General features: G+C 70.9%; 20 protein-coding genes, 2 tRNA genes, 1 pseudogene and 1 riboswitch. Of the genes and pseudogenes, 8 read left to right on the top strand and 15 right to left on the bottom strand.

Annotation, left to right across the window (positions count from 1 at the left end):
- Positions 1-129: 129 nt before the first annotated feature.
- The 3 genes from IE160_RS08770 to IE160_RS08760 are packed head-to-tail and all read right to left on the bottom strand — an operon-like array spanning position 130 to position 3,247.
- Positions 130-786: a response regulator gene (locus tag IE160_RS08770; protein WP_191150844.1), complete on the bottom strand. Its 657-nt coding sequence runs from the start codon at positions 784-786 to the stop codon at positions 130-132.
- Positions 783-2,399 (bottom strand): GAF domain-containing sensor histidine kinase, encoded by a 1,617-nt coding sequence (locus tag IE160_RS08765; RefSeq protein ID WP_191150843.1) that lies wholly within the window; start codon positions 2,397-2,399, stop codon positions 783-785. Before IE160_RS08765 ends, IE160_RS08770 begins: the two co-directional genes overlap by 4 nt.
- Entirely contained in the window at positions 2,396-3,247 is an 852-nt protein-coding gene (locus IE160_RS08760) for a TerC family protein (protein WP_191150842.1), read from the bottom strand. Before IE160_RS08760 ends, IE160_RS08765 begins: the two co-directional genes overlap by 4 nt.
- Positions 3,248-3,277: 30 nt before the next feature.
- Positions 3,278-3,388: riboswitch (TPP riboswitch) on the top strand.
- Between the two features lie 58 nt (positions 3,389-3,446).
- Between IE160_RS08760 and IE160_RS08755 the strand changes: the two genes are divergently transcribed.
- Genes IE160_RS08755 through IE160_RS08745 form a run of 3 tightly spaced genes read left to right on the top strand, consistent with a single transcriptional unit; the run spans position 3,447 to position 6,844 of the window.
- Positions 3,447-4,076: an ECF transporter S component gene (locus tag IE160_RS08755; RefSeq protein ID WP_191150841.1), complete on the top strand. Its 630-nt coding sequence runs from the start codon at positions 3,447-3,449 to the stop codon at positions 4,074-4,076.
- A 4-nt stretch (positions 4,077-4,080) separates the two neighbouring features.
- Positions 4,081-6,354 (top strand): ATP-binding cassette domain-containing protein, encoded by a 2,274-nt coding sequence (locus tag IE160_RS08750; protein WP_191150840.1) that lies wholly within the window; start codon positions 4,081-4,083, stop codon positions 6,352-6,354.
- Positions 6,341-6,844: a nucleoside/nucleotide kinase family protein gene (locus IE160_RS08745; protein WP_191150839.1), complete on the top strand. Its 504-nt coding sequence runs from the start codon at positions 6,341-6,343 to the stop codon at positions 6,842-6,844. The genes IE160_RS08750 and IE160_RS08745 overlap by 14 nt, the downstream gene beginning before the upstream one ends.
- A gap of 9 nt (positions 6,845-6,853) precedes the next feature.
- On the opposite strand, the gene IE160_RS08740 is transcribed toward IE160_RS08745, so the two are convergent.
- From IE160_RS08740 to IE160_RS08710, 7 genes and pseudogenes are all read right to left on the bottom strand, one after another.
- A complete protein-coding gene (locus IE160_RS08740; RefSeq protein ID WP_191150838.1) occupies positions 6,854-8,098 on the bottom strand; it encodes a D-alanyl-D-alanine carboxypeptidase family protein in 1,245 nt (414 codons plus the stop codon).
- The gene (locus tag IE160_RS08735) at positions 8,095-8,466 is read right to left on the bottom strand and encodes a metallopeptidase family protein (protein WP_224744421.1); all 372 of its coding nucleotides are present in this window, start codon (positions 8,464-8,466) and stop codon (positions 8,095-8,097) included. The genes IE160_RS08740 and IE160_RS08735 overlap by 4 nt, the downstream gene beginning before the upstream one ends.
- Positions 8,456-8,971, bottom strand: a pseudogene (locus IE160_RS12570) (DUF2017 family protein). The gene IE160_RS08735 and the pseudogene IE160_RS12570 overlap by 11 nt, the downstream one beginning before the upstream one ends.
- Positions 8,968-9,303: an ATP-dependent Clp protease adapter ClpS gene (gene clpS, locus IE160_RS08725; protein WP_179872241.1), complete on the bottom strand. Its 336-nt coding sequence runs from the start codon at positions 9,301-9,303 to the stop codon at positions 8,968-8,970. The pseudogene IE160_RS12570 and the gene clpS overlap by 4 nt, the downstream one beginning before the upstream one ends.
- An 86-nt stretch (positions 9,304-9,389) precedes the next feature.
- Positions 9,390-9,465 (bottom strand) — tRNA-His (locus IE160_RS08720).
- A gap of 38 nt (positions 9,466-9,503) precedes the next feature.
- Positions 9,504-10,124, bottom strand: coding sequence for an oligoribonuclease (gene orn / locus IE160_RS08715; protein WP_191150835.1), 621 nt, complete (start codon positions 10,122-10,124; stop codon positions 9,504-9,506).
- Positions 10,125-10,133: 9 nt separating this feature from the next.
- Entirely contained in the window at positions 10,134-10,781 is a 648-nt protein-coding gene (locus IE160_RS08710) for a GDSL-type esterase/lipase family protein (protein ID WP_191150834.1), read from the bottom strand.
- 165 nt (positions 10,782-10,946) lie between these two features.
- Here IE160_RS08710 and IE160_RS08705 point away from each other — a divergent pair, with 165 nt between their 5' ends.
- Complete coding sequence (locus IE160_RS08705) at positions 10,947-11,210, top strand: thioredoxin family protein (RefSeq protein WP_191150833.1); 264 nt, start codon at positions 10,947-10,949, stop codon at positions 11,208-11,210.
- On the opposite strand, the gene IE160_RS08700 is transcribed toward IE160_RS08705, so the two are convergent.
- Positions 11,147-11,905: a potassium channel family protein gene (locus IE160_RS08700; RefSeq protein ID WP_191150832.1), complete on the bottom strand. Its 759-nt coding sequence runs from the start codon at positions 11,903-11,905 to the stop codon at positions 11,147-11,149. The two genes, IE160_RS08705 and IE160_RS08700, sit on opposite strands and share 64 nt — an antisense overlap.
- A gap of 73 nt (positions 11,906-11,978) precedes the next feature.
- Between IE160_RS08700 and IE160_RS08695 the strand changes: the two genes are divergently transcribed.
- Positions 11,979-12,051, top strand: a tRNA-Arg gene (locus tag IE160_RS08695).
- A 140-nt stretch (positions 12,052-12,191) separates the two neighbouring features.
- Here IE160_RS08695 and IE160_RS08690 read toward each other — a convergent pair.
- The 3 genes from IE160_RS08690 to IE160_RS08680 are packed head-to-tail and all read right to left on the bottom strand — an operon-like array spanning position 12,192 to position 15,025.
- Entirely contained in the window at positions 12,192-12,977 is a 786-nt protein-coding gene (locus IE160_RS08690) for a hypothetical protein (RefSeq protein WP_191150831.1), read from the bottom strand.
- Between the two features lie 55 nt (positions 12,978-13,032).
- Positions 13,033-14,061, bottom strand: a complete 1,029-nt coding sequence (locus IE160_RS08685; protein ID WP_191150830.1) for an EamA family transporter — start codon at positions 14,059-14,061, stop codon at positions 13,033-13,035.
- A complete protein-coding gene (locus IE160_RS08680; protein ID WP_191150829.1) occupies positions 14,006-15,025 on the bottom strand; it encodes an aldo/keto reductase in 1,020 nt (339 codons plus the stop codon). Before IE160_RS08680 ends, IE160_RS08685 begins: the two co-directional genes overlap by 56 nt.
- A 63-nt stretch (positions 15,026-15,088) precedes the next feature.
- Here IE160_RS08680 and msrA point away from each other — a divergent pair, with 63 nt between their 5' ends.
- A complete protein-coding gene (gene msrA / locus IE160_RS08675; RefSeq protein WP_191150828.1) occupies positions 15,089-15,616 on the top strand; it encodes a peptide-methionine (S)-S-oxide reductase MsrA in 528 nt (175 codons plus the stop codon).
- A 92-nt stretch (positions 15,617-15,708) separates the two neighbouring features.
- Entirely contained in the window at positions 15,709-15,921 is a 213-nt protein-coding gene (locus tag IE160_RS08670; protein WP_191150827.1) for a methyltransferase, read from the top strand.
- A gap of 26 nt (positions 15,922-15,947) precedes the next feature.
- Here the strand turns inward: IE160_RS08670 and IE160_RS08665 are convergent, their stop codons facing one another.
- On the bottom strand, positions 15,948-18,293 hold the full coding sequence (locus IE160_RS08665) for a PAS domain-containing hybrid sensor histidine kinase/response regulator (RefSeq protein ID WP_224744420.1): 2,346 nt from the start codon (positions 18,291-18,293) through the stop codon (positions 15,948-15,950).
- A gap of 203 nt (positions 18,294-18,496) precedes the next feature.
- Here IE160_RS08665 and ssb point away from each other — a divergent pair, with 203 nt between their 5' ends.
- Positions 18,497-18,991, top strand: coding sequence for a single-stranded DNA-binding protein (gene ssb, locus IE160_RS08660; protein ID WP_191150825.1), 495 nt, complete (start codon positions 18,497-18,499; stop codon positions 18,989-18,991).
- The last annotated feature ends 13 nt before the right edge of the window (positions 18,992-19,004 follow it).

Raw genomic sequence — 19,004 nt, 5'->3', positions numbered from 1 at the left:
CGCGCCGGTATCCCGACGCGGGGCGCCCACGATAGTGAGGCAGTCTGGGCGGCTCCCAGGTTTCGCTCGACCAGCCTTCGAGAGTCGATCAGGGGTGCATCAGGCGCGCCCGCCGCTGCGAGCGCGGACTCACCCGCCGGGGCGCTCGCGCGGCAGCCACTCGGTGGCGAGCACGGCGGCCTGCGTGCGGCGCTGCATGCCCAGCTTCGCGAAGATCGCGCTCACATTGTTCTTGACCGTCTTCTCGGCGAGGAAGAGCCGAGCGCCGATCTCGCGGTTTGACAGGCCCTCGGCGATGAGACCCAGCACGTCCTTCTCGCGCGGTGTCAGCGCGTCGAGCGGCGAAGGTCCGTCGACGGGCTGCGTCAGGCGCGCGGTGACGCGCTCGGTCACGCCGGGCTCGAGCAGCGATTCGCCCGCCGCGACGCGTCGGATCGCATCGACGAGAGCCGTCGCCCGCAGCTCCTTGAGCAGATACCCGTTGGCCCCCGCGAGCACCGCGGCGAGGACCGCTTCGTCGTCGTCGTACGAGGTTAGGATGAGGCAGCCGATACCGGGGTCGAGCGACTTCACGTCGCGGCACACGTCGATGCCGCTGCCGTCGGGCAGGCGACCGTCGAGCACGGCGACGCGGGCGCCCGAGGCGAGAATGGCGTCGGCGGCACCGTGCGCGAGGCCCGCCTCGCCGACGACGGTGATGCCGTCCTCGTGCTCGAGCAGGTCGCTGAGCCCACGACGCACGATCTCGTGGTCGTCGAGCAGGAAGACGGTGACGGGCTCGCTCATCGTGCCTCCCACGGTACCGTCCAGCTCAGCACGGTGCCGTGCGGGTCGACACTCGCCACCGAGAACTCTCCCGCCCGCTGCCGCGCACGAGCGGCCAGGTTGTCGAGGCCGCTGCGACGCGAGTGCGGGCCGATGCCGACGCCGTCGTCGGACACGGTCACGGTGACGTGGGCTCCGCGCACGGCGATCGAGACGGCGACGCTCGACGCCCGGGCGTGCCGCACCGCATTGGAGAGGCTCTCGCGCACGACTGCGGCCACCTCGTCGCCGAGCTCGGTGTCGACGAGCGTGTCGACGGGGCCCGAGAACTCGAGCCTCGAATCGAGATCCTCACCCTCGAGGGTCTGCCGCACGAGCGTGTTGATGCGGGCGCGCAGGCTGTAGTCGCTCGCGCCCGCCGGCGATTCCAGCCGATAGATCGCGTGGCGGATCTGCCGGATGGTCGCGTCGATCGCCTCGACCTGAGCGGCGATGCGGCTGCCGACGGGTGTGCGGGGGTCGCCGACGACGCTCTGCAGCGAGAGCCCGACGGCGAAGAGGCTCTGGATCACGTGGTCGTGCAGGTCGCGCGCGATGCGGTCGCGCTCGTCGGCGAGGGCGATGCGCTCCTCGTCGCTGCGCGTGCGGGCGAGGTCGCGCGCGATCGCGACAGAGCGCGCGAACCGCGTGATGGTCTCCCGCTCTTCGGTCGTGAAGGGGTGCCCGCGCTCGCCGCGCGCGATGCCGAGGGCGCCGGACTCCCGATCGGGGCCGCCCTCGAGCGGCACGAGCAGCACGGGCCCGAGCGGGGCACCGTCGGCGCGACGGTCGAGCTCCTGCCGGGCGTGCGCGAGAGCGTCGCCCGCCGAGCCGCCGGCCGAGTCGACGGCGACGACAACGTCGGCACCGGAGAGCTCTGAGGCCACGTCGGCGACGACGGTCAGGTCGTCGGGGTCGAGCTCGCCCGCCAGCAGGCGCTGGTTGAGGCGCTCGGAGGCGGCGAGCCAACGCCGGTCATCCCGTGACTGCTCGTAGCGGCGGGAGTTCGCGATCGCCGTGCCCGCCATGGCGGCGAGGGAGGCGATGACCGCTTCGTCGACCTCGTCGAAGGGGCCGTCGGCGCGCTCGGTGAGGTAGAGGTTGCCGAAGACGGCGTCGCCGACGGGAATCGGCACGCCGAGGAACGATCCCATGGGCGGATGATGGGCGGGGAAGCCCACCGAGCGCGCATCATCGGAAAGCGTGTCGAGGCGGATGCTCTGCCTCTCGGTGATGACCGCGCCGAGAATGCCCCGGCCGCTCGGCGGGGGCCCGAGCGCCTCCACCTGCTCTGGTGTGAAGCCGTCGTGCAGGAACCGTTCGAGCCCGCCGTCGGGGGCGATGACGCCGAGAGCGCCGTAGCGGGCTCCGACGAGCTCGCGCGCTACCTCGACGATGCGCTGCAGAGCGGCAGTGAGGTCGAGCTCCTGCGTGACCGATCCCGCGGCGCTCAGCAGCACGGCGAGCCGACGGTGCCCCTCCTCGGGGCTCGCGGCACGATCGAGCACGCGCGTGATGAGCGTCTCGATGTTCGGGCTCAACGGTGCGCCCGACGAGCGGTCGGCGGGCGGAGTGCGGGAGGAGCTAGAGCTCACGGGGCCCCGTCTGGGTGGTTCATCGAGTCGGAGACGGCCCGGCGCTCCGCGCCGACCGGTACCGGCGTGATGCGCCCCTCGGGGGCGTCCTTGATGATGAAGGGTCGCAGCGTCACGGGCTGCGGCTCGGCCGCGCGCCGCTTCGCCTGGCGCCCGCGGTAGATGAGGTTGAGCACCTCGACGCCGATCGCGAAGGCGATGGGGCCGTAGATGAGCGCCTTGTCGATGTGCACGTCGAAGCCTTCGGCGATGAGGGTGGCGCCGATGAGCACGAGGAAGGCGAGCGCGAGCATCTTGACCGTCGGGTGCTTGCTGACGAAGTCGCTGATGGCCTTCGCGGTGAAGAGCATGAGCACGATCGCGATGACGACTGCGGCGATCATGATCCAGAGCTCGTCGACCATGCCGACGGCCGTGATGACGGAGTCGAGGGAGAAGACGATGTCGATGAGCAGGATCTGCACGATGACGCCGCCGAACGTGGCCGCCTTGCCGCCGCTCGCGTGCTCCTCCTCGCCCTCGAGCTTCTCGTGGATCTCGATGACGGCCTTGTAGACGAGGAAGAGCCCGCCGAGGATGAGGATGAGGTCGCGCCCCGAGAAGCCCATGCCGAAGATCGCAAAGAGGTCCGCGGTGAGCCCGATGATCCAGCTCGCGGCGAACAGCAGCCCGATGCGCAGGAACATCGCGAGCGTGAGCCCCGTGATGCGCGCGCGGTTCTGCTGCTCGGCCGGCAGCTTGGCGGCGAGGATCGAGATGAAGACGACGTTGTCGATGCCGAGCACGATCTCGAGCACGAGCAGCGTGGCGAAGGCGATGAGCAGCTCGGGGCTGAAGGCGAGTTCCATGGTCGCGATCCTACTGAGTGCACGTAGACTGGGCATGTACACGGGAGCCCGGTGAACCGGGCTGAGAGGAAGCGCACCTACGCTTCGACCGTCGAACCTGATCCGGATCATGCCGGCGCAGGGAGGACTTCTCTTCACACCCGTGCCACGATCGGCGGGCGCGAGAGCCGTGCCCGCGCTGAGCGAAAGGCACACCCTCATGGCTGCATCCAGCACCACCAGCACGGCACCCGCGCGACCCTCGTTGCGCTGGCGCGTCGTCGACATCGTCATCGCGAGCGTCCTCGGCGTCGCGGGCGGGCTCGTCTTCGTGCTGTGGAATCTCGCCTACAACCCCGTCACGGCGCCCCTCGAGGCGTTCCTGCCGGGCCTGCAGGCGCTCTTCCACGGCATCTGGCTGTTCCCGGGCGTGCTCGTCGCCCTCATCGTGCGCAAGCCCGGTGCCGCCCTGTACGGCGAGATCGTCGCCGCGAGCGCCTCGGTGCTCATCAGCGGCACCGAGTGGGGACCGCTCACGCTGCTCTCGGGCCTCGTGCAGGGTCTCGGCGCCGAACTCGTCCTCGCGATTCTGCTCTACAAGGCGTGGGGTCTCATCCCCGCGATCCTTGCGGGCGCGGGCGCGGGTGTCGGCATGGTCGTCCTCGACCTCATCCTCTGGTACCCGGGCGCGGCGCTCGAGTTCGCAAGCATCTACGCCGTGAGCGGCGTGGTCTCCGGCGCGATCTTCGCGGGACTCGGCTCGTGGCTCATCATGCGCGGGCTCGCCCGCACGGGTGCGCTCAGCCGCTTCGCGGCCGGTCGCGAGCTCGGGTCGCGTGCCGCATCCTGACCCGATGACGCCGGATGCTGCGCTCGGGTCGAACCCGGGCGCCGCATCGCTCGCCGCGCACGACTGGAGCTGGACTCCTGCGGGCCGCGCCGAACCCGTGCTCGAGGGCATCGAGCTGAGCATCGCGCCCGGCGAGCGCGTGCTGCTGCTGGGTGCCTCCGGCAGCGGCAAGTCGACGCTGCTGCAGGCCTGGGCCGGGGTGCTCGGCGGTGACGACGAGGGGCTGCAGAGCGGCGCGCTCACGGTCGACGGGGCGGCCGTGAGCACGGTGCGCGGGCGCACCGGCCTGCTGCTGCAGGATCCGGATGCTCAGCTCGTGCTCGCGCGTGCGGGAGACGATGTCGCCTTCGGCCCGGAGAACCTCGGCGTGCCGCTCGAGCACATCGCCCAGCGTGTGCCGGAGGCCCTGAACGCCGTCGGTCTCGAGCACCTCAGGGCCGACCACGACACGACGCAGCTCTCGGGCGGCCAGAAGCAGCGGCTCGCGCTCGCGGGCGTGCTCGCGATGCGGCCCGGCGCCCTGCTGCTCGACGAGCCGACGGCGCAGCTCGACCCCGCCGGGGTGCGCGAGGTGGCGGCGGCCGTGGCCGCGCTCACCGAGGAGCGCTCGATGACGCTCGTCGTCGTCGAGCACCGCGTCGACGTGTGGGCTCCGCTCGTCGACCGGGTCATCGTGCTCGAGGAGGGCCGCGTCGTCGCCGACGGCCCGATCGAGGAGGTGCTGCAGGTTCGCGGCGCCGACCTCGCGGCCGGGGGAGTGTGGGTGCCCGGGCAGGAGCCCGAGCATCCCGCCCCCGCTCCCGAGGCGCCGGGGGCGACGCTGCTGTCGGCGCGCGGGCTCGCCCTGCGACGCCCCGGCGGCACGGTCTTCGCCCGGGACATCGATCTGGAGGTGCGCGCGGGCGAGGTGGTCGCGCTGACGGGGCCCAACGGTTCGGGCAAGAGCACGCTGCTGCTCGCCCTCGCCGGGCTGCTGCCCGCGGCAGAAGGGGCATCGCACGTGGCGGATCACGGGGATCCCGCGTTGTGGAGCTCACGCGAGCTCGTCGAGCGACTCGGAGTGGTGTTCCAGAACCCTGAGCACCAGTTCGTCGCCGCCACCGTGCGCGAGGAGCTCGCGGTGGGGCCGCGGGTCACCGGCGAGGATCCCGCGCGCATCGCGGATCGCTCTACTGCGCTCCTCGAGCAGCTGCGGCTCACCGCGCGTGCCGCCGCGAGCCCGTTCACGCTCAGCGGCGGCGAGCAGCGCCGACTCTCGGTCGCGACCGCGCTCGCGACCGCGCCGCCGATCCTGCTGCTCGACGAGCCCAGCTTCGGGCAGGACTCCCGCACGTGGGCCGAGCTCGCCGCCCTGCTCGCCGCGCACCGCGACGCCGGAGGAGCGGTCGTCATGGCGACGCACGACCGCGCACTCGTCGCCGCGCTCGGCGCGCGCGAGGTGCGGCTGCCCGCCGCCGAACCCGCTGAGACCAGCGTCGACGGTGCGGCGCCCGGGCAGCCCGCCTCGACGACGGCAGCCCGCCGACCCCCCGTCGACCGCATCAACCCGGTCGCGGCGCTCGCCGCCTCACTCATCCCCGCCCTGCTGCTCGTCGTCTCGATCGACCCGGTCTCGGCGGCCACGGCACTCGCGCTGCAACTGCTGCTGCTGCCGCTGCTCGGCGTGCCGCTGCGCACGCTCGCGCTGCGCAGCATCCCCATCCTCATCGCGGCGCCCTTCACGGCGCTCACGATCGTGCTCTACGGTCGCCCCTCCGGCGAGGTGCACGTCGAGTTCCTGCTCGTGCGCATCAGCGACGGATCGATCGAGCTCGCCCTCGCGACCCTCCTGCGCGTGCTCGCGATCGGCCTGCCCGCGATCGCGCTGTTCTCGCGACCCGACGCGACGCGGCTCGGCGATGCGCTCGGGCAGACCCTGCGCCTGCCGGCACGCTTCGTGCTCGGCGCGGTCGCGGCGCTGCGCCTCGTGACGCTGCTGCGCGGCGACGCGGCGACGCTCGAGCGGGCGCGGCGGGCGCGCGGTGTGGGCGACCGCGGGCGCATCCGTCGTTTCGCCGGCATCCTGCTCGGCCTCCTCGTGCTGTCGCTGCGGCGCGGTTCGGCCCTCGCGATCGGCCTCGAGGCGCGCGGATTCGGGGCCCCCGTCGCTCGCACGTGGACGCGGCCCGCGCCGTGGACGACGCTCGACACCGTCGTGGTGGTGATCGGGATGCTCGTCTCGAGCATCGCGCTGCTCGCCGCCGTGCTCACGGGAAGCTTCACGGGTGTTCTCCGCTGACCCTTCCCGAGGGCGCCTGACGCTCGTCGACGGGCGCTCGGGCTCGGGCAAGACAACTTTCGCGACCGAGCTCGCGCGGTCGACCGGTGCGCAGCTGCTGAGCCTCGACGATGTCTACCCGGGATGGGACGGCCTCGAGGCGGCGGAGGCGCACGTGCTCCACCACGTGCTGCGGGCGATCGCGGAGGGGCGCCCGCCCCGCTGGAGGTCGTGGAACTGGCCGGATGCCCGACCCGGCACCTGGTACGACCTCGACCCGCGGCGGCCCCTCGTGATCGAGGGGTGCGGTGCCATTAGCCCGGCCGCGCGCGCGCTCGCCGACTACGCCCTCTGGATCGAGCTGCCAGACGATGCCGAGCGGCGACGCCGGGCGATCGCGCGGGACGGCGAGGCTTTCGCCCGCAACTGGCAGCGGTGGGCGCGCCAGGAGGACTGGCACGCGCACCTCCACGACCCGCGCGGCACCGCCGACGAGCACGTGCCGGGCTGAGCGGGCGGCTCAGTCCGTCCAGCGGCCGATGACCGTCGCGGGGTCGGCGAAGCGCCAGGCGACCCCCGGCTGCGCGATTGTGGCACCGGCGACGAGGTTCGACACCTGCTCGCCGTCGGGAGTCGTCACGACGAGCTGCCCGATCGTGGTGCCCTCGAGCACCGTCTGGCGCTCGGGAACGTTCAGGCGCACCTCGAACGTGGCGGCGTCCAGCTGGGTGACCGTGATCGCGTCGCGGGCGAGGATGCTCGCGCTCGGCCCCCACGCCGCCCGCAGCTCGCCGACCGTCGCACCGGCCTCCACGATGGTGGTGGGTGCGACGACGTCGGCGAGGGAGGCGATGAGTGCGCGCACCGCGACCTCGGCCTGCGCGTAGCCCGGCTGGCCGAGCAGTGCGAGGGCGACGGGAGTGGCCGACTCGCCTCCCGCGCCGGCGGCCACGACGGGCACGGCCAGGAGCAGCACGACTCCGGCCGCATCCGTGTAGGTGCGGGCGAGGCCGATCGCGCCGGTATCGACCACGTACGCGGCCTCGTCGCCCCACGAGGCGCCCGCGGTCGCCGTGCGCGGCCGGTCGGTCATGAGCTCGCCGAGCGCCGGGTGGGCGAGAGTGAGCTGAGCGAGTAGCGCGAGGTCGCGCGCGGTCGAGATGTTGCCCGAGTCCAGCCCCGTCGCGTCGACGACCGCGGTGTCGGCGAGCCCGACCGAGTCGAGCCACGTCGAGGCCGCCGCCGTGTAGGCGTCGAGGCCGCCGAAGACCTCGAGCATGAGCAGCTCGGCGATGTTGTTGCCCGAACCGATGACGGTCGCCGCGAGCAGATCGCGGCGCGTCCAGACCTGACCCTGCACCACGGGCACGGTGCGCGCGCGCGCCGTCGTGAGCTCCCGGTAGCGGGATGCGGTCGCCGCATCGATCTGCACCGTCTCGCCCGTGCGCCCCGCCTCGAGAGGCTCCGCGTCGAGGGCGACGTGCGCGAGCACGAGCTTGGCGACGCCCGCCATGGGGCGAGGCTCCTGCGTGCCGGCGAGAATCGGCTCGCCCGAGGGCAGGGAGACGGCCGTCGCGCCGGCCTCCGGCAGCACGAGCTGGTCGAGTGAGGCGCCCACCGCGCTCGTGTCGAGGTCGCGCGGCTGCACCTCGAGCGCCGGTAGCGGGCTGAGCAGCGCGGCCGCCGCGTAGGCAGCGCCGCCGACGATCAGGACGGCGACGACGCCGCTCACGATCGCCCGCGCCCGACGCGCACCTCTGCTCATGCCCAGCCCAGCCGGTGCAGCTCGTCGTCGTCGATCCCGTAGAAGTGGGCGATCTCGTGCACGAGAGTGATGTGGATCTGCTCGTGCAGCTCCTCGAGGTCCCCTTCGGCCGCGGCGAGCAGCGGCTCCCGGTAGAGGATGATGCGGTCGGGCAGCTCACCGAAGCCGTACTGGCCGCGGTCGGTGAGCGCGACCCCCTCGTACAGCCCCAGCAGGTCGAGGGAGCCGTCCTCGGGCCTCGCCTCGGTCACGAAGATGACGTTGTCGAGCCCGTCCACCATCTCGTCGGGCAGCGCGTCGAGCTCCTCCACGACGAGCCGCTCGAACGCGGCCTCGTCGAGGTCGAGCTCGGCAGGCTCACTCGACACCGTCGGCACCGCTCTCGCCCGACTCGAACACGCGCACCAGGTCGTCTTGAATCCACGCGAGCCAGTCGTACAGCTCTCGCAGCCCCGGTTCCGCCGACATGCCATCGTCGCCGTCGACGACGATGCCGATGCGGTCGGCGATCACGAGCCGCAGGTCGCCCACGGCCCGCACTCAGTCGAGGGCGTCGTCGGCGTCGAGCGTGATCGTCGTCGGCTCCGAGGCGACGGCAGGGGCCGCGAGAGCCCGGCTCAGGGTCGCAGCGTGCGCGACCTTGCGCTCGACGAGGCCGCGCCGACTCAAGCGGCGCCACTCCTCGGCGGCCTCGGCATCATCGCGGTAGGCATTGGGCAGCAGGCGACGCACAGCGCCGTCGGCGAGGGCATCCGGTTCGAGGCTGTCGGCGAGCAGCGACTGCAGCTGACGGCTCAGCGAGAGCAGGATGCGCGCCTCCTCCGGCTCGAGGATCGCCTGCCAGCCCGCCTCCGTCGCCTGGAAGCCCCTCATCGCGGAGCCTTCTCGACGGTTGCCCACAGTCCGTACTCGTGCATCGCCTCCACGTGGCGCTCCATCGCCTCACGATTCCCCTCCGCGACCGTCGCGCGACCGTCGTGGTGCACGGCGAGCATCGCCCGCTCGGCGTCCTGTCGCGTCATGCCGAAGTGGCGGCGGAACACCCACGAGACATAGCTCATGAGGTTCACCGGGTCGTTCCAGATGACCGTCGACCACGGCACCTGCGAGGCGTGCAGGGTCTGCTCGTCGAGCCTCTCGGCCACGGACGAGGAGGTGCCGGCGGGGGGAGTCACGCTCCTAGTGTCGCGCAGGCGACTGAACATGCGGGGAGGACGCGGGGGTGGCGCCGCACGAGGGTGCTCCAGAGACGCCGATCGGGCCCGGGAAGAACCCGAACCCGATCGGCCAGTGGGGTGAGTAACGGGGCTTGAACCCGCGGCCTCCTCGACCACAACGAGGCGCTCTACCAGCTGAGCTATACCCACCGCGTCACCGTGCTCGCGCACGCTGCCGCCCCAGTGTATTACAGCCGGGGCTCCCACTTCTGCACGATGTCGGCCGCGACCGCCTGAGCGTCGTCAGAGCTGGGCCCCGGCTCGGCGACGAACCCCGCCCTGCGGTAGTAGTCGAGCTCGCGAATCGACTCGAGAATGTCGGCCATCGCCCGGTGCCCGCCATCCTTCGCGGGCGCGTTGAAGTAGATGCGGGGGAACCACCGGCGCACGAGCTCCTTGATGGAGGAGACGTCGACGCTGCGGTAGTGCAGATGGGCGTCGACCTGCGGCAGAGAGCGCGCGAGGAAGGCGCGGTCGGTGCCGATCGTGTTGCCCGCGAGGGGAGACTGCCCGGCGGTCGGAACGTGCTCGGTGAGGTAGGCCATGATCTGCGCCTGAGCATCCTCGAGCGGCACGCCCTGCGGCAGCTCGTCGAGCAGCCCGCTGGAGGCGTGCATGTCGCGCACGAAGTCGCTCATGTTCGCCATCCCCCGCTCGGTGGGGGCGATGACGATCGAGAAGCCCTCGTGCACGGGCTCGAGGTCGTAGTTCGTGATGACCACGGCGACCTCGATGAGGTCGTCCACGGCGAGGTCGAGCCCCGTCATCTCGCAGTCGATCCAGACGAGACGATCAGTGGCGGCACTCACTCCGGCAGTCTAGCCGCCTGCCGCCGACGCTCGAGGGCGGCCGCCCAGCTCGACGAACGGCAGCCCCAGGACGTGCACGGCCCGCGTGCCCAGCTGGCGGTGGCCCTCCTCGCCGAGATGCACGCGATCACCCGTGCCGAGCGGGCGCAGGCGCGCATCGCGCAACGACCAGGCATCCACGACCGAGGCGTCGTGCGTGCGGGCGATCGACCACAGCTCTGCCGTGAACTCGGCCGTGCGCACGCGCCGCCGTCTGGGCACGATCGCCGTCGGCGGGTTGAGGCACGTCGCGAGCACGACGTCCACGCCTGCCGCGGTGAGCGTGCGCACGCCCGACTCCAGACGACGGGCGAGCGCGGCCGGCCGCGCGGAGCCGTCGAGCAGCTCCGACGTGCCGATGAGGATCGTCACGAGGTCGGCGCCCGCCTCGAGCGCGCGCGGCACCTGGTCGTGCACGAGCTGCTCGACGGTCGCGCCGGGGCTCGCGAGCGAGCATCCCTGCGCAGCCTCCCCGCGCAGCCGGGCGACGCTCTCGACGGCGAGGGCGACCCGATCGGTCCACGACCAGGTCGGGGAATCGAAGGTGAGGTCGCTCGCGTCGCGGCGCATCGTGCTCACCGAGTCGCCGAGCGCGCGATAATTCCCCCACCGTGCCATTGCAGGAGTCTCGCCCGCGACGGTGAACATGCAGCGACGCGCGCGCGACCGTGGGGCAGACGTCACGCAGAATTCACCCGGCGTTGGCCGGAACGCGAAGGTCCGGCCGTTCGCGTTGCCCGCGGCGATCAGGGGGCACGGATGCTCCGCCTCTAGGCTTCACGCATGCGCCTCGAGCTCTACACCTCAGCCTTCTGCGAGCCCTGCCATCGGGCCCGTGAGGTCGTCGCCGAGGCTGCGCGGCTCGTGCCGAGCCTGCAGTGGGACGAGCTCGACGTGGCCCACCACCTCGAGCGCGCCGCAGCGCGCGGTGTCACCCGCACCCCCACCGTCGTCGTCCTGGACGACGGGGGCGCCGTCGTCGTTCAGGCCGAGGGCGTTCCCCCGCTGCCGCGGCTGCTCGCCGCGCTCGCCTCCGCCGCCGACTGAGGTGCGTTCCCGGCCTCCTGGTCGTGCTCGTCGCCACGCGTCACTGCCGCGGTCGCCGGCTCCGAGGTCGCGGGCGCCGCGGTCGCGGGCGCCGCGACGCGCTCGACGAACCACGAGGCGAACGTCGCCGTCACCGAGCCCAGCAGCGCGATGCCCGCCACCATGAGCCCCGCGGCCACCAGTCGCCCCGCCGTGGTCACCGGGTACAGGTCGCCGTAGCCGACCGTCGTGATCGTCACGAACGCCCACCAGATGGCGTCGCCGAACGACGTGATGAGCGCCCCGGGAGCATCCTGCTCCACATCGAGGATCGCGACCGACGCGATGAGGATGAGCATGCTCGACGCGGTCACCAAGTACATCGTCACCTGGCCGCGGAACGCGCTCGCCTTGCTCAGCAGCCCCACGAGGCTCACGAGGCGAATGAGGTACAACGGGCGGAAGAACGGCAGGATCACGATCGCCAGCAGATGCAGGTGACGCACGAACCACTGCAGCCGGTTCGTGGTCAGCACGAGGCGCGCCACGTAATCCACAACGAACATTGCCCAGATGATCACGAGAACAACCTCGATGGTGATCTCCAGCGCGGTAGGAGGCTCGCCGATCACGAGCCAGGCGTAGATGCCGAAGAAGACGAGGGCGGCGGCCGCGAGAGGCCACTCCGAGACGCGGGTCCAGTGAGCGTAGGTCATCCCCCGAGGCTACGTAATCGATGCGCGGCTCGGCCAGTGGCGCTACTCGACCAGTATCCTGGGGGAGCTGGATGCCCCCGTAGCTCAGCGGATAGAGCAGGAGCCTTCTAATCTCTTGGTCGCAGGTTCGACTCCTGCCGGGGGCGCGCGGAGTGGATCTCGCGGTGCCTTCTCATCTCTTGGTCGCAGGTTCGACTCCTGCCGGGGGCGCGCGGAGTGGATCTCGCGGTGCCTTCTCATCTCTTGGTCGCAGGTTCGACTCCTGCCGGGGGCGCTGGACCAATCGTCAGTCGTGGTCGGTCGAGTCGATGCGCTCCCGCACGACCGAGGCGGCCATCGGCCGCGGGGCGTCTTCCGCGTCGTCGACGATCGCGGGGCTCGCTGCCGTGCGGGTGCTCGGCGGGGGCGCCGCAGCGAGCGCTGCCGCGAGGGCGGGGTCGCGCACGGGGCCTGTCGTGGCGGGCGGTTCGGGCAGCTCTGATGCGGCGGCCGAGCTCGTCACGGGCGAGGCTTCCCGCGCTGTCTCGATCGATGCCGGGGTCGCGGGTTCCTCGGCGGGCGGCTCCGCCGTCTCATCGGTCTCGTATCGCCACCGCTCGAGGTCGGCGCCGAAGAGCTTCTTGGCTGTGCGCGGTTTCTGCGACCAGGCGATGAGCGCATCCCGATAGTCGCCGAGGGTCTGCTGGGCCTGGAACCGGAAGCCCGAGGAGTGCCCCTTCATTGACTCGAGCTGGTGGGTCGCCCAGTTCGCGGCGAGAGCCGCGCCGGGTATGGGCAGGAGGCGCAGGCGCGTCTCGGCCTCCGAGATGAGTTCGTCGACGTGTCGGCGCTCGGTGTCGCTGTGGTCGTGCCACTCGGCCGCGGTGCGTCCCGCGAGCACGAACGCTCCGACGGCGCTGGTCAGGGCATCCCGATCATGGTGCTTCAGCAGGCGCTTCGTGGAGCCGCGCGCGATGAGCGCGGCGACCACCCCGGCGACCAGGATCGCGAGCGCGGGGATTACCGCGCCCGTGAGCACGCGCCAGCCCTCGTCAGAGGCCCACCATTGGACGACGTCGTTCCCCCATGTCATGCCCTGCACTGTACCCCCGAACGGGGGTCGTGGCGAGCCCCGAGCTGACGAAAGGTCAGCGAGGGGATACGTCGACGGTCGTGATCGGCCCCGTATTGAGGGCCAGATCGGCGTCGACGACCGTCTTCGTGCTGCGGGCCGTCTGAGCGAGGATGATCCCCGCGAGCACGACCGCGGCGCCGACGATCTGCACGAGCCCGAGGGTCTCGCCGAGCCACACCCATGCGACGGCGAAGGCGAAGACCACTTCTGAGGAGGCGACGACGCCCGCCGCTGTCGCCGTCAGGTACCGCAGCGAGGCGAGGCTCAGCATGAAGGGGGCGAACGACCCGAGCGCGACGTTCCAGGCGAGCGGCAGCCACATCGGTACGAGAAGCTCCGCACCCTGGCCGCCGAGGTCCACGTGAGCCGTGAACACCGTCGGGTCGAGCTGCCACCAGCCGCTCACGAACGCCCAGAAGATCGCGGCGAACGACATCGTCCAGAACGACACGGCGAGCGGCGAGGTGCGCACGACCTGCTTCTCGCCCACGAGGAAGTAGGTGGCGAGGCAGATCGCGGCCGCGAGGCCGAAGAGCACGCCGAGCGCGTTGAGCGTGCTCGCCCACACCTGGGCGACCACGGCAAGCCCCACGAGCACCAGGCCGATCGCGGCCCACAGCCGCGCCTTGACCTTCTCATGGAAGAAGAAGAACGCCACGAGGGCGACGAGGAGCACCGCCAGGTACTCGAGCAGCAGAGCGATGCCGACCGGCAGCAGCTGCACGGCGGCTGCGTAGGTTCCCTGCAGGAAGGCGACCCCGACGACGCCCAGGACGATCATGATCGGCCACTGCCGGCGCGGCATGCGGAAGGCGCGACGGTCGATCGCGAGCAGCACAGCGCCGGCGATGAGCGCGGCGCCCACGAGGCGGAACTGCGTCACCTGCGCGGGGGTGAGACCCGCCTCCATGATGAGCTTCGTGACGCTGCCGTTCGCGCCGAACAGCACTGCCGCGAGCAGCGCGTAGACGTATCCCACCGTCGGGCTACCGGGTACCGGTGCCGTGCACGGCGTGCGGCTCGATCGCCGCGATCTCGTCATCGGTCAGCGCGTCGCCGTGGAGCGCGTCGAGACTGTCGTCCAGCTGGCGCACGCTGCTCGCGCCGATGAGCGCGCTCGTCACCTGGGCATGCCGCAGCACCCACAGCAGGGACATCTGCGCGAGCGACTGCCCACGGGCCTCCGCGATCGCGTTGAGGGCCCGTGCGCGCTCGAGATACGTGTCGTCGATGGTGTCGCTCGAGATCCAGCGACCCTCGGCGGCACGCGAGTCGGCGGGAATGCCGTCGAGGTATCGGTTGGTGAGCAGGCCCTGCGCGAGGGGGGAGAACACGATGCTGCCCAGGTCGAGATCGGCCAGAGCATCCAGGAGCCCGTCCTCCATGCGCCGGTCGAACATGTTGTAGCGGGGCTGATGGATGAGGAGCGGGATGCCGAGCTCGCCGAGAATGCGGTGCGCCTCGCGCGTCTGATCAGCGTCGTAGTTCGAGATGCCGACGTAGAGCGCCTTGCCGCTCGTGACCGCGGTGGCGAGCGCCCCCATGGTCTCCTCGAGCGGGGTGTCAGGGTCGGGGCGGTGCGAGTAGAAGATGTCCACATGGTCGAGGCCGAGGCGGCTGAGGCTCGCGTCGAGGGAGTTCAGCAGGTACTTGCGCGAGCCCCACTCGCCGTAGGGCCCCTCCCACATGAAGTAGCCGGCCTTGGACGAGATGACGAGCTCGTCGCGGTACGGCAGGAAGTCTTCGGCCAAGATGCGGCCGAAGTTGCTCTCCGCGCTGCCGGCGGGCGGGCCGTAGTTGTTGGCGAGGTCGAAGTGCGTCACGCCGCGGTCGAAGGCGCGGCGCAGGATCGCGCGCTGCGTCTCGATCGGCTTGTCGTCGCCGAAGTTGTTCCACAGCCCCAGCGAGACGCGCGGAAGCTTCAGGCCGCTGCGCCCGACGCGGGCGTACTCGAGCTGGTCGTAGCGGTCATCGGCGGCGGCGTACGGCGTGTGTTCGGTGGGCATGCGTCCAGCGTACGACCGGGGAGCGCTCGGCCCGTGCACGGGCGACGGTCGTACACTCGCCCCATGCGCACATTCCACCTCGCCGGAGGCTGCTTCTGGTGCCTCGACGCCGTCTACCGCACGATCGAGGGCGTCTCCGACGTCGTCTCGGGCTACACGGGCGGTCACGTCGAGAACCCCACCTACGAACTCGTCTGCACGGGCTCGACGGGGCACGCCGAGGCTGTTGCCGTGACCTTCGACCCCGATGTCGTGCCCGCCGACGTCATCCTCGACATCTTCTTCACGCTCCACGACCCTCGCCAGTTGAACCGGCAGGGCAACGATGTGGGCACGCAGTACCGCTCGGCGATGTTCTACGCCGATGAGGAGCAGAAGGTGCTGTTCGAGGCGGCCCGCGACCGCGCATCCGAGATCTGGGATGGCGGCATCGTGACGGAGATCTCGCCGCTCGGCCGCTACATCATCGCCGAGGACTACCACCAGGACTTCTTCGCGAAGAACCCCGGCCAGGGGTACTGCCTCGCCGTCGCCCTGCCGAAGGTCAACAAGGTGCGCAAGGCCTACGCGCCGTACGTGAAGGCGCGCTGAGAGACTCCTCGGCGCCCTCGACAGGCGCCCGCCTTCAGGCGTATTTTCGTATCTCGCACCACGAGGCGTCCATCGACCGAAGGGAGCGCACCATGAGCACACCGATCGAGATCGACCAGACGTGGGCCGCGCACGGCCCCGCGGGAGCCGTCGGCTCCGTTCAGCGCAGCGGTGGCGATTTCTACGTGTCACTGCCCGGTGAGGATGCCCGGCGCGGGCCGTACGAATCGCTCGACGTCGCCAAGCGCGCGCTGCACGCCGCGCTGGGGCCGGGTGCTGAGCGACCCGACTTCACGGAGCACTAGGCACGAGGCGTCGAGTTCGCGGGTCGTTACGCGGTGCCGTCGAGCGCGAGTCGCACGGCACCGAGCAGCGTCGGCACGGTGTAGGGCTTGGCGAGGAACGCGGTGATGCCGCTCGTGGCGCTCGGCATGAGCTCGGCTCCCGCGGTGAGCCCGCTCGCCGCCAGCACAGGAATGTCGTGGGGCGACGCGGCGACGTGGGCCGCGAGGGAGGCCCCGTCCATGACGGGCATCATCATGTCGGTCAGGATCAGGTCGATGCTCTCGCCCTCTTCGTGGAGCATGCGCAACGCCTCGTGACCGTCGTCCGTGGTCAGCACGTGGTAGTCGTGGGCGCGCAGCGCCTCCGCTGTGGTGGCGAGGATGAGGGGCTCATCGTCGACGAGCAAGATGGTCTCACCCTCTCCCGGCGGGGTGTCGTCCCCGCGCCCCGGAGGTGCTGGCGCGAGCTGGGCGGCGGGGAGGACGACATCGAATCGAGTACCCGCCCCCGGCTGGCTCCGCACGGAGATGCGGCCGTCATGGCTCTCGATGATCGCGGCGGACGTCGGCAGGCCCAGGCCCGTGCCCTCGCCGAGCGGTTTGGTCGTGAAGAAGGGCTCCCACAGTCGTTCGATGACGTCGGCCCTCATTCCGACCCCGGTGTCGATGATGGAGAGCGCCACGTGGTCCTTCTCGAGCACCGCATGCGGCAGGGGGTCGTGCTCGGGCGGCTCGTGAGGCGAGCCGCTGTGCGTGGCGAGCGTCAAGGTGCCGCCGTCGGGCATGGCGTCGCGGGCGTTGAGGATGAGGTTCTGCACCACCTGCATGAGGTGGGTGGTGCTGCCGAGCGTGCCGTGGCGCGCCTCGTGCCGCACGAGTATGTCGACCGAGTCCGGCAGGGTGTCGCGCGCGAATCGGTGCGCCTCGGCGAGCAGATCGGCGAGGTCGATGGGCGCACGCTCGACATCCACTCCACGGGCGAACGTCAGCATCTGACGGATCATCGTGGCGCCTCGCCGTGCGCTCTTCTCGATGGTGGTCAGCATCTCCCGATCGCGGTCGCTGCGGTCGTCGGCGAGCAGCACCTGGGTAGCGAGGAGGAGCGGTGTGAGCACGTTGTTGAGGTCGTGGGCGATGCCGCCGGCGAGAGTGCCGAGGCTCTCCATGCGTTGCGCGCGCTCGCGCATGTCCTCGATGCGCCGGTAGTCCGTGACGTCCGACGTGACGGCGAAGATGGCGACGGGGCGATTGTCGTCGTCGCGCAGCAGATGCCAGCGGGCATCGCCGATGATGATGCGATTGTCACGCGTGCGCTCTCGTATCTCGTCCGACCAGTAACCGTCGCGCAGCACGGCAGCGCAACTCTGGTCGAATTCGCGCGTGTCGCGATACAGCAGCGACCGCGCCGAGCGGCCGACGGCCTCGTCTGCGGTCCAGCCGTAGAGGTTCTCGGCGCCGCGGTTCCAGTACCGGATGGTGTGATTGAGATCTCGTACGATCATGGCATCGCGCGAGACGTCGAGCAGTGCTGCTCGCTCGCGTACGAGCTTGGTGAGGGAGTGCACGTCCTTCTCGTGCTCGCGCACCTCCGCCTCTCGGGCCGCGCGCTCCGAGACCACGGGAGTGATGTCGGTGTGGATGCAGAGAATCTCGCCGGGCTGCTCGTCGTCGTCGAGGAGCTGCCAGCGGCAGTCGGTGACGATGGCTCGGCCGTCGTGGGAGTGCTGGGCGATCTCACCGCGCCACGTCCCGGCTCTCATGAGCTCGGCAACGGCGCTGGTCTCCTGCTCAGGATCGTCGATCGTCAGGATCGTCTCGATGCGCGCGCCGATGGCCTCTCGGCGACCACGCGCGTATAGCGCTTCAGCGCCGCGATTCCAGTACCTCACCGTTCCGTCGCCGTCGAGCACGATGATCGCATCGTTGATGGCGTCGAGGAGCGCATTCTGGCCCTGCCGGCCACCGATGTTCGAGTGCAGGCGCTGCTGGCTGAGCACCTCGCGCGTCACGTCGCGCAGCTGCACGGCGAGGCCGCTCTCGAGCGGCTGGATCGAGCTCTCCAGCCAGCGCTGGTGCTCCTCGATGTACTCGACGACGACGGCGTGCGTGCGGTCCACCATGGCGCGCTCATGCGGTTCGCGAAACGCTGGGGCGGCGAGGGCAGGGAAGAGATTCCAGACGCTCTCGCGCGAGAGCTCCTCGGGGGTGAGGCCGGCGTGGCGCAGCGCTGCGGCGTTGGCGTAGGTCACGCGCCAATCCGAGGCAAGGACGAAGATCAGGTGGGGCGATGACTCCAAGATGGAACGCAGCAATTCGGGCGTCGGAGACCACGTCGACTCGCGTTCTGCCTCCTGGTCGCCCCCTGTCGATCGAGGCCGATGATAACTCGGCATACTCCCAGCCTAGGGCGTGCGGTTCCCCGGTGGGAACCGTCGGCTCCTCCCCACTGAGGGGGTAGACGCCGCCATCCCCGATGCCTGAGTCTCGTCTCGGCTCTCCGCGATCGGCGAGCACACTCTCCCGTACGAGACGCCGGGCGCTCTTCCGGCACGAACCGTCCGGCGCCTCGCCCATCCACTCACGACCGGAGGACACCATGACCGACACCATCACTCTCACGGGGCTCGTCGCGACGAACCCGCGTCACATCGTCACGAGCGAGGGGCTCACGATCACGAGCTTCCGCCTCGCCTCGAATCAGCGCCGCTTCGACCGCGGCCAGAACGCGTGGATCGACGGGGACACCAACTGGTACACCGTCACCGCCTTCCGTCAGCTCGGCACGCACATCGCGACCTCGCTCGAGAAGGGGCAGCGCGTGCTCGTGACCGGTCGCGTGCGCATCCGCGACTGGGAGACCGACGAGAAGTCGGGCACGTCGATCGAGATCGACGCCGAGGCGATCGGGCACGACCTGACGTGGGGCCGCGCGACCTTCACGCGCAGCGTCATCGCGAAGAGCACGGCCCGTGACGACGCATCGGAGACGAGCGAGGGGACCTCCCAGGGACCCACCGAGGACGACACCGCGCCGGCCGAGGAGACGGCGGACCAGAACCGGGACGAATCGCTTGCCGCGACCCCGTTCTAGCACTTCACTGGTG

Source organism: Chryseoglobus sp. 28M-23, from assembly GCF_014789785.1.
GTDB lineage: Bacteria > Actinomycetota > Actinomycetes > Actinomycetales > Microbacteriaceae > Microcella > Microcella indica.
The sequence above is the reverse complement of the archived record's forward strand: the minus strand, read 5'-3'. Positions and strand labels throughout refer to the sequence as shown.